Annotated in this window: 9 protein-coding genes and 2 pseudogenes; 5 read left to right on the top strand and 6 right to left on the bottom strand. The window is 70.6% G+C overall.

Annotated features, from left to right (window positions below; all coding sequences use genetic code 11):
* A pseudogene (locus IZR01_RS45575) lies at nucleotides 1-435 on the top strand (PLP-dependent aminotransferase family protein); the annotation flags it as partial.
* Nucleotides 432-1115, top strand: coding sequence for a 4'-phosphopantetheinyl transferase family protein (locus IZR01_RS45570; protein ID WP_194927463.1), 684 nt, complete (start codon nucleotides 432-434; stop codon nucleotides 1113-1115). The pseudogene IZR01_RS45575 and the gene IZR01_RS45570, both read left to right, overlap by 4 nt.
* An 11-nt stretch (nucleotides 1116-1126) precedes the next feature.
* On the opposite strand, the gene IZR01_RS45565 is transcribed toward IZR01_RS45570, so the two are convergent.
* On the bottom strand, nucleotides 1127-1453 hold the full coding sequence (locus tag IZR01_RS45565; RefSeq protein ID WP_194927465.1) for a hypothetical protein: 327 nt from the start codon (nucleotides 1451-1453) through the stop codon (nucleotides 1127-1129).
* Between IZR01_RS45565 and IZR01_RS45560 the strand changes: the two genes are divergently transcribed.
* Nucleotides 1382-2098, top strand: a complete 717-nt coding sequence (locus IZR01_RS45560; RefSeq protein WP_194898963.1) for an SGNH/GDSL hydrolase family protein — start codon at nucleotides 1382-1384, stop codon at nucleotides 2096-2098. The two genes, IZR01_RS45565 and IZR01_RS45560, sit on opposite strands and share 72 nt — an antisense overlap.
* On the top strand, nucleotides 2098-3054 hold the full coding sequence (gene lipP1, locus IZR01_RS45555; RefSeq protein WP_194927462.1) for a LipP1 family hormone-sensitive lipase: 957 nt from the start codon (nucleotides 2098-2100) through the stop codon (nucleotides 3052-3054). Before IZR01_RS45560 ends, lipP1 begins: the two co-directional genes overlap by 1 nt.
* Nucleotides 3055-3075: 21 nt before the next feature.
* On the opposite strand, the gene IZR01_RS45550 is transcribed toward lipP1, so the two are convergent.
* From IZR01_RS45550 to IZR01_RS45535, 4 genes are all read right to left on the bottom strand, one after another.
* Nucleotides 3076-4503 carry an amino acid permease gene (locus IZR01_RS45550; RefSeq protein WP_228561311.1) on the bottom strand — a complete coding sequence of 476 codons (1428 nt, stop codon included), beginning with the start codon at nucleotides 4501-4503 and terminating at the stop codon, nucleotides 3076-3078.
* Between the two features lie 225 nt (nucleotides 4504-4728).
* Nucleotides 4729-6438, bottom strand: a complete 1710-nt coding sequence (locus tag IZR01_RS45545) for an MFS transporter (RefSeq protein WP_194927461.1) — start codon at nucleotides 6436-6438, stop codon at nucleotides 4729-4731.
* Nucleotides 6438-6872: a MarR family winged helix-turn-helix transcriptional regulator gene (locus tag IZR01_RS45540; protein ID WP_194927460.1), complete on the bottom strand. Its 435-nt coding sequence runs from the start codon at nucleotides 6870-6872 to the stop codon at nucleotides 6438-6440. The genes IZR01_RS45545 and IZR01_RS45540 overlap by 1 nt, the downstream gene beginning before the upstream one ends.
* A gap of 63 nt (nucleotides 6873-6935) precedes the next feature.
* Complete coding sequence (locus tag IZR01_RS45535) at nucleotides 6936-7457, bottom strand: beta-class carbonic anhydrase (RefSeq protein WP_228555956.1); 522 nt, start codon at nucleotides 7455-7457, stop codon at nucleotides 6936-6938.
* Between the two features lie 131 nt (nucleotides 7458-7588).
* Between IZR01_RS45535 and IZR01_RS45530 the strand changes: the two genes are divergently transcribed.
* Complete coding sequence (locus IZR01_RS45530) at nucleotides 7589-8275, top strand: TetR/AcrR family transcriptional regulator (RefSeq protein WP_194927459.1); 687 nt, start codon at nucleotides 7589-7591, stop codon at nucleotides 8273-8275.
* A 130-nt stretch (nucleotides 8276-8405) separates the two neighbouring features.
* Here IZR01_RS45530 and IZR01_RS45525 read toward each other — a convergent pair.
* Nucleotides 8406-9137: pseudogene (locus IZR01_RS45525) on the bottom strand (hypothetical protein); the annotation flags it as partial.

The following is a 9137-nucleotide window of genomic DNA, read 5'->3' as shown; positions in this document are numbered from 1 at the left end:
GTGTATCAGAGCCAGGTCACGCGCATGCTGACGGTGAACACCTCGCCGATCGCGCAGGGCGTGGTGGGCGGGGTGCTGGTCGATTCGGAGTACAGCTTGCGGGCGGCGAATCGGGCCAAGATGGATTTCTATCGGCGGAACATGCGGGCTCTGCTGGCGGCGCTGGAGCACGAGTTCGGGGACGACGAGCGGATGACATGGAACACGCCGAGCGGCGGGTTCTTCGCGGTGCTGAACGTGCCGTTCGTGGCCGATGAGGCGCTGGTGGAGGTATCGGCGCGGGACTACGGGGTGCTGTGGACGCCGATGTGCTTCTTCTACGGCGACGGCGGAGGCGAGCGCGCGATTCGGTTGTCGTGCAGCGCGTTGGAGCCGCCGCGGATCGAGGAAGGCGTTCGGCGGTTGGGGAAGCTCGTGCGGGACCTGGTTCCGTGACCGGTCTCGTGACTGGTGTCGGCGTGGTGTCGGCGTGGCTGGTCGGAGAGGTGTCTTCGCACGCGCTGGCCCGGTTGTCAGGCACGCTCGACGCCGAGGAACGCCGCCGGGCCGCGCGGCTGCCGAGCAGCGCGGCCCGGCGGCGGTTCGTGATCGCCCACGGGGCCCTGCGCCAGATCGTCGCCGAGCGGCTCGGCGCACCACCGGCCGACCTCACCTGGAAGACCGGGCCCAACGGCAAGCCCGAGCTGGCGGGGGAGTGGACCGGCATCCACGCCAACCTGTCCCACTCCGGCGACCGATGCCTGATCGCGGTGTCGGCGCAGCGCGCGGTCGGCGCCGACATCCAGCGGCTGATCCCCGGACTGAACGTGGCGGCGATGGCGCGGCGGTACTTCCCGGAGGCCGAGGCGCGGCAGGTCGCGGATGCGGATGCGGACGCCGAGACCTTCGCACGGCTGTGGGCGCGTAAGGAGGCTGTCACGAAGGCTGGCGGCGCCCGGCTCACGCAAGTCCTGCCGCTGCTGACGCCCGAGGGGCCGGTCGCGGCGCTGGGGTCCTGGTATCGGGTGGCGGATGTCGACGCGCCGCCCGGGTTCCGCGCTGCTGTCGCGCTTGCCGGCGCTGATCGATTCGCGGTCGAGATGGGCGAGTGGGCGATGAACGAGTGGGCGCCGTGACCGCGCCGGGGCTAGATACTTTCGGGCCTGCTCGCCCGGATGGCGCCGATCTTGCCTGCTTGGCTGCGGGTGTGGATGATGCTGAGCCTGCCCGCCTGGCTGCGGGCTCGGTTACTGCCGAGGCTGTCGATGTTGCTGGCCAAGCCGCTGATCTTGCCTGCTTGGCTGCGGGTGCGGTTGATGCTGAGCCTGCCCGCCTGGCTGCGGGCTCGGTTACTGCCGATGCTGCTTGCCAAGCCGCCGATCTTGCCTGCTCGGCTGCGGGCGTGGATGATGCTGAGGCCGCCGACCCTTTCTGCCTCCGCCCCGGCGAGCCGGACGCGCTCCTCGCCGGCCATCCCTGGCGCCGTTTCGCAGTGCTCGGCGACAGTATCGCTGAGGGCGTCGCGGACATGGTGCCCGGCTACAGCACGCTGCCGTTCGCCGATCGGGTCGCCGCCGAACTGGCGCGCGTCCATCCCATCGCGTATCTGAACCTGGGGCGTCGTGGCTTGCGCGCCCACGAGGTCCGGGCCGGCCAGCTCGCCGCGGCCCTCGACTTCGCGCCGGATCTGGCGTTGGTCGCGTGCGGGGCCAACGACGCGCTGCGGCCCGGCTATGAGGCGCGCGCCGATGTCGTGGACGCCGAGCTCGCGGGGCTTATCAGGGCTCTGCAAGACTGTGGGGCGTTGGTGATGACCGTCTCGATCTTCGTCCGCCCCGCCTACCCGAGCCTGCCGAGCTGGCTTCGTCCCACCGGTACCGAGCGCATGGCCACCCTCGGCGCCCGTACCACTGCCCTGGCCGCGAATCTGGGAACCGTCCACATCGACCTGGCCCGCCACCCGATCGCCAATTCCATGGACTCCACGAGCGCCGACGGGCTCCACGGCAACGCGCGGGCCCAATCCGTCGCCGCCGCCGAAGCGGTCCGGGCATTGGGCAGGATGCTCGCACCGGGCCCCGCGCCAGCGCCCGAACCGCCCCATCCAAAGGACCCCTGATGCCCCTAGACCCCCAAATCCAAGCCATGCGCGACCGCCGCGTCCAAGCCGCCACCCCGCAGCTCTACACCCTCAGCCTCGCCGAGGCGCGCGCCGCCGACCTCACGGCGATCCAGGCTGAGGAGCGTGAGCCGGAGCCGGTCCATACCGTCGTCGACCGCGTGATCCCGGCCCCCGGCCGCAATATCCCGGTGCGTGTCTATCGCCCCGGCGCCGAGCGGGTGCTGCCGACGCTGCTTTACTTCTTCGGCGGCGGGTGGACGCTCGGCAGCCTCGATACCTGCGATGGCATCTGTCGCGCGCTCGCCAACCAGGCCGGCGTCCAGGTCGTCTCGGTCGGATACCGCCTCGCCCCCGAGCACCGCTTTCCCGCCGGCGTCGAAGACTGTCACGACGCCCTGCGCCACATCGCCGCGCATCCCGACGACTTCGGCACCGAGCCCGCGGGCCTCGCGGTCGGTGGGGACAGCGCCGGTGGGAACCTGGCCGCGGTCGTGTCGCTGCTGGCGCGCGATGACAGCCTCGGTCTGGCCGGCCAGCTGCTGGTGTATCCCAACACCGACCAGCTCGCCGCAGACGGTTCGATGCGCGACAACACCGACCCGTGGCTGTTCAACCACCGCTCCGTGTCGTGGTACCGGCAGCACTACCTCGCCGACGACGCGGACGCCGCCAATCCGCTGGCCTCGCCCCTGCGTGCCGCCGACCTCGCCGGGCTGCCGCCGGCGCTGGTCGTCACCGCCGAGTACGACCCGCTTCGCGATCAGGGCGAGGCGTACGCCAGGCGCCTGGCCGCATCCGGGGTCCAGGTCGAGCTCACCCGCTACGAGGGCATGGTCCACGGCTTCTTCGCGATGAGCGGGGCCGTCGACGCCGCCGGGCACGCCATCGCCCAGGCCGCCGCCGCCCTGCGGCACTGGTTCGCCCTGGACGCCGTCGCGGCAGATCGTGGGTGAAAGGGCAGGGTGAAAGGGCAGCTACACCGCGTCCACCGGGAACCGCCGCTTGATCGCCCGCCACCCGACCCACAGCACCAGCACGATCAGCGGCACCAACGCCAGCACCGGCCGCTCCGACCCGCTGTCGGCCATCAGCACCAGCACGCCGGCCAGGAACACCAGGGTGCCGTAGTTCGTCCACGGCGATCCCGGCATGCGGAAGGCCGGCCGCGGCACCGGGCTGTCCGGTAGCTCCGAACGAGCCTTCAACCGGGCCTGGCACACAAGGATCGTGGCCCACGTCGTCAGCACCCCCAGCGAAGCGGTGGACGTCGCGATGTCGAACGCCCGCGACGGCACCACCAGGTTCAGCAGCACGCCGGCCAGGTACACCGTCGCCGTCAGCATGATGCCGCCGTACGGCACGCCGCGGCTGTTCATCTTCGACACGTACTGCGGCGCCTCGTGCCGCTCGGCCAACGCCCGCAGGACCCGGCCGGTGGAGTACAGCCCGGAGTTGGTGGACGACAGCGCCGCGGTCAGCACCACGAAGTTCATCACGCCGCCGACGCCGGGCACGCCCAGCATCGAGAACACCGTCACGAACGGGCTCTCGCCCTCGTGGTACATCGTCCACGGCAGCACCACCACCAGCAGCCCGATCGACCCGACGTAGAACACCGCGATCCGCCAGATCACCGCCCGCACCGCCTTCGGCACGATCTTGCGCGGCTCGGCGGTCTCGCCGGCGGTGATGCCGACCAGCTCGATCGCGGCGTAGGCGAAGACCACCGACTGTAGGCTGACCAACACCGCCCACATCCCCTTCGGCAGCAGGCCGCCGTGGGTGGAGACGTTCGCCCAACCGGCGTGCTGGTGTCCGATCCCGGCGTGCGTGGCCAGCAGCGCGACGGCGACCACCAGGAAGACCACGATCGCCAGCACCTTGCACAGCGCGAACCAGGTCTCCAGAGTCCCGAACACCTTCACCGACACCACGTTCGCGCCGAGCAGCACCCCGAGCGCCACCAACGCCGACAGCCACTGCGGCAGCCCCGGGAACCAGTAGTGCATGTAGATCCCGACCGCCGTCAGCTCCGCGACGCCGGTCATGGCCCAGTTCAGCCAGTACATCCAGCCGCACGCGTAGCCGGCCCACGGCCCGATGAACTCCCGGGCGTAGACCACGAAGCTCCCCGACGTGGGCTTGTACAGCACCAGCTCCCCGAGCGCCCGCATCACGAAGAACGCCGAGATGCCGGCCAGCGCGTACGCGAAAACCAACCCCGGCCCGGACCGCGAGATCGCCCCAGCCGAGCCGAGGAACAGCCCGACCCCGATCGCCCCGCCGAAGGCGATCATCTGGATCTGGAAGTTCGCCAGCGTCTTCTGATACCCGGCATCACTGCCGGTCGGCTCGTCCTCCTCGGCGCGGGCGGTGGTGAGCGTCGACGGCGGGTTCGTCATGCTGCCGGTTCTATCCGGCGGCGCGCGGTGTCAATCGCCTGAGATCGCGGTTCACCGGCGGATTCATCCGAAAGAGAGCCCGCCGGCGGTAGTTGTCTGATGAGCAGACCGGCCGCCGGCGGGCCCGGGCAACGCTGATCAGGCCCGCCGATCAGGCCCGTTCAGGTCCGCCGATCAGGCCTGATCAGACCCGCCGATCAGGGCTCAGCCCGTGGGCCTCAGGCCTCAGGCCTCGGCCTCCTCGACTTCCTTCTTCACATTCAGCCCCTTCCCCCGCCGCAAGCAAGCGATCGTCGCCAGCGCCGACAGCCCGGTCGCGACCGCGAACACCACGATCAGCCCATGGTGGAAGGGTCCTGACAGCAGGTTCGGGAAGAACTCGCGCCCGGTGAGCGTGGCCTGCGCCGTCGGGGGCAGCGAGTTGAGGGCGCCGGCGCCGGACAGCAGGTGTTGGACTGGGTTGACGCCGAGCATCGCGGCGAACAGCGACGAGACCGGCGGCAGGTGCCCGATCTGCGTGGCGGCGTGTACCGACACGCCCTGCGCCTGGAGCCCGGTGGTGAGGGTATGCGGCAGGCGGGAGGCGAGGCCGGCGATCATCAGCGAGAAGAACACACCGATGGACACCGCGGTGCCGGAGTTCTGGAACGTGGAGCGCATCCCGGAGGCGGCGCCGCGCTTGCTGGCCGGGACGCTGCTCATGATGGAGGAGGTGTTCGGGGCGCCGAACATGCCGCTGCCGATGCCGTTGATGGCGATCAGGGACGCGAAGGCCCAGTAGGGGAACTGGACCGGGAGCAGCATCAGGCCGATGAAGCTGGAGCCGAACACGGCCGCGCCGGCGGTGGACAGGCCGCGGGAGCCGAATTTGTCGGACAGGTAGCCGGATATCGGCCCGGATATCAGGAAGCCGACGGTCATCGGGAGCAGGAAGATGCCGGCCCACAGCGGCGTGTCGCTGTAGTCGTAGCCGTGCAGCGGCAGCCAGATGCCCTGGAGCCAGATGACCAGGACGAACTGTAGGCCGCCGCGCGCCACGGAGATCGCCAGCGAGGCGGAGTTGCCGACCGTGAAGTCGTGGATCTTGAACAGCGACAGGTCGAACATCGGCTCGGCGATCCGGGACTCGATGAGGTAGAACGCGATCAGGCTGGCCACGCCGATGCTCAGCAGCAGGATGACGGTCGGGTTGGCCCATCCCATCGCGCTGCCGTGGTAGGGCTGTAGGCCCTGCGTGACCCCGATCAGCACGGCGCCGAGCCCGACGGCGAAGGTGACGTTGCCCCACCAGTCGATCCGGCCGCCGGTGGCCCGGCTGGTCTCGCGCAGCCGCCGGTAGGCCCAGTACGTGCCGAAGATGCCGACCGGGACGTTCACCCAGAACACCGCGCGCCAGTCCCACGCCGAAAGCAGACCGCCGGCCACCAGCCCGATGAACATCCCGGCCAGCGCCGCGACCTGGTTCACGCCGAGCGCGAAGCCGCGCCGCTCGGGCGGGAAGGCGTCGGTGAGGATGGCGGCGGAGTTGGCCATCAGCATCGCGCCGCCGACGGCCTGCAACAGCCGCCAGCCGATCAGCCACATCGCGCCGTGGGTCCCGTCGAAGGGGTCGAAGGACAACAACACCGAGGCGATGGTGAACACCATGAAGCCGGCGTTGTAGATGCGCACCCGGCCGAACATGTCGCCGAGCCGGCCCAGCGTGACCACGAACACCGCCTGCACCAGCCGGTATCCCATGATCATCCACAACAGGTAGACGATGCTCCCGGGCGCCAGCGGGTCCAGGTGGATGCCGCGGAAGATCGGCGGCAGCGCGATCAGCACGATCGAGCCGTCCAGCGCCGACATGAACATCGCGGCGGTGGTGTTGGTGAGCGCCACCCACTGGTAGCGCTTGTCGGTGGCCGGCTGGGCGGCGGTGGCGACGGCCATCAGATCTTCTCCGCGAGGCGCTGGAGCAGGGGCGCGGCCGCGGCCAGCGTCGCCAACTCCTCGGCGGTGAAGCCGCCGGCCAGGCTGTCGGCGATGATGCGCGCGCGGGCGCCGCGCTTGAGCCGCAGCATCTCCCGCCCGGCCTCGGTCACGGTGGTCACCGAGCGGCGCCGGTCCTCGTCGTCGCGGTGGCGCTCGACCAGGCCCCGCTCCTCCAGCGCGGCCAGCGTGATGCCCATCGCCTGCGGGCTGATCTGCTCTATCCGGGCCAGGTCGGCGGCGGTGGCCGGGCCCAGCCGGTCCAGCCGGGCCAGCGCCGAGCGCTCCGGCAGGGTCGGCTCGTCAGGGGTGGCGGTCTGGCGCAGCCGGCGGACCGTGAGGCCGATCGCGCTGTACAGCGCGGTGGACAGATCGTCCACGCTGGGGGAGTTCATATTGCCAATCTAGATTGATAAACCTTGATTGGCAATCATGGTTGCGGATATGAGCCCGGCCGGTCACGCTCCGATCGCGTCGACCACCATCGAGACCCGGCCGGTCTCCACGTCGTAGACGTGCCCTGAGACGGTGGTCTCGCCGGGGAGCAGCGGTGAGCAGAGCAGGCGCTCGACGTCCTCCCGGACCGTCACCTGCGGGTCACTGACTTGAGAGGCGGCCAGCGTCCGCGCCGACAGGCCGGTCGCGTCGGCGGCCCGGTGCCGGAAGTCGGGATCGGCCAGGAAGCCGGTGCCGCACTGCGTGTGGTGGATGACCGCGATCTCGAACAGCCGGCCTTCGACCCCGAACACCTGCCGGGCCAGGAAGCCGAGGTAGGCGATGTCGGTGACGACCGATTCGGTGACCCGGCCGCCGGCGTTGCGGATGATCGGGGCGTCGCCCGGTTCCAGGCCCAGGATCCGGGCCGGGTCCAGGCGGTGGTCCAGGCAGGTCACGACGATCAGCCGGGCGGTCGGCACGGCGAGCGGGACCGGGGTGAAGCCGTGGGCGGACCATTCGTTGTTCTCGAGCAGGGGAGCCATTCTGGTCACGGCGAGCTCCGTTCGGTCGGAGGCTGGGACTGTTTAGTGGACGCTGTGGACTCGGCGCTTAGTGGACACTGTCCACGTTAGCTCAGCTAGGTGGACGCTGTCCACGTTGCTATCGTGAGCAGATGAGCACCCACCGGTCCGCAGCGGAGAACCCCAGGTCACAGCCCACAACCCGGCGTCCGCGCGGTGCCGTGCGCGAAGGGCTGATCGCGGCCGGCCTGGAGTTGGCGCGGGCCGGCGGACCGGACGCGGTGGTGCTGCGGGAGGCGACCAGGATCGTCGGGGTCGTGCCGAACGCCGCCTACCGGCACTTCGCCGACCGCGACGAGCTGTTGGCCGCGGTGTGCGAGGCGGCGATGGCGCGGCTCGGCGACCGGATGGCGGCCGAGGTCGCCCGGGTTCCCGGCGAGCGCGGTGACGGCGACGCCGACGCCGCCTTCGGCCGGATGGCGGCGGTCGGGATGGCGTACCTGGAGTTCGCCCGCGAGGAGCCGGGCCTGTTCGCCACGGCGTACGCGCTGCCGGATCAGCATCCTTATGCGGTGGTCGGGGCGACCGGTCCCGACGCGAGCCCGCTGGGTCAGCTGCGGGCCGGGTTGGACGAGCTGGTCGAGGTCGGACTGCTGGACGCGGGGCGGCGTACGGGGATCGAGTTCCCGGTCTGGTCGACGGTGCACGGGCTGGCTGTGCTGCTCGGGCAGGGGCCGTTGCGGGCGGCGCCTGAGGAGGATCGTCGGATGCTGACGGACCGGGTTTTAGGGTTCATCGGTGAGGGGTTGCTGACGGCTGTCGCCGCGCCGGACGCCTGAGGTTGTTTCCAGGCGTCCGGATTCGCCGTTTGCCCGGCCGCGCCAACGAGCGACGCGGCCGCGCTGGCGGGTGGTCCGGCCAGGGGCGGTGCGGAGGCGCTAGCGGTTTCCGGCCGGCGGTGCGGAGGTGCTAGTTGTGGCTGGTGTCGATCTGCCAGCTGGCGCCGTTCTTGACGAGGCCGAAGGTCGTGCGGTCGTCCTCGCTGGTGCCGTTCTTGTAGGTGATGTGGATGGTCGCGACGACCGTGGACGGCGGGGTCGCCACCACGTTCGACACGGTGACCTGCTGGACCGTGTTCCAGAAATTGTCGTAGTTGGTGCGGCCCCCGGCGACGCTGGACTGGTAGGCCGGGGTCATGTTGGGCCAGGCCGCGTCCAGGTTGCCCGGGAGCAGGCCGTAGTAGCCGGTGAGGAACGACGACATCTGGGTCGCGACGTCGGTCGGTCCGGTCGACGGCGTGCTCGGGGTACTCGGCGTGCTCGGGGTGCTGGACGGGCTCGACGGGCTCGATGTGGTCGAGGTCGTGGACGAGCTCTTGGCGCTGGTGGCGCTCGTGGAGTCTGGGGAGTCCGCCGAGCCCGAGCCGACCACCGCTTCGGACGGTGTCGTCGAGGGCTGGTTCGTCGAGGTGGGCTTGGCCGGGGCCGACTGCGTCGGCGTGGTCGAGCTGTGCGCGCCCGGCTGGTTCGGGGACTTGTCCCCGGAGTTCATCGCCACGACGATGGCCACGATCAGGACCGTCGTGCCGACCACGCAGATCGCGATCGCCAGCGGCATGCGGCTGTGCGAGCGCGGCGGCGGGGGCGGAACGGGCTCGCCGCGGTCGGGGCGGTCGCGGTCGAAGCCGCCCTGCGAGCCGTT

Source organism: Catenulispora pinisilvae, assembly GCF_015356865.1.
GTDB lineage: Bacteria > Actinomycetota > Actinomycetes > Streptomycetales > Catenulisporaceae > Catenulispora > Catenulispora pinisilvae.
The sequence above is the reverse complement of the archived record's forward strand: the minus strand, read 5'-3'. Positions and strand labels throughout refer to the sequence as shown.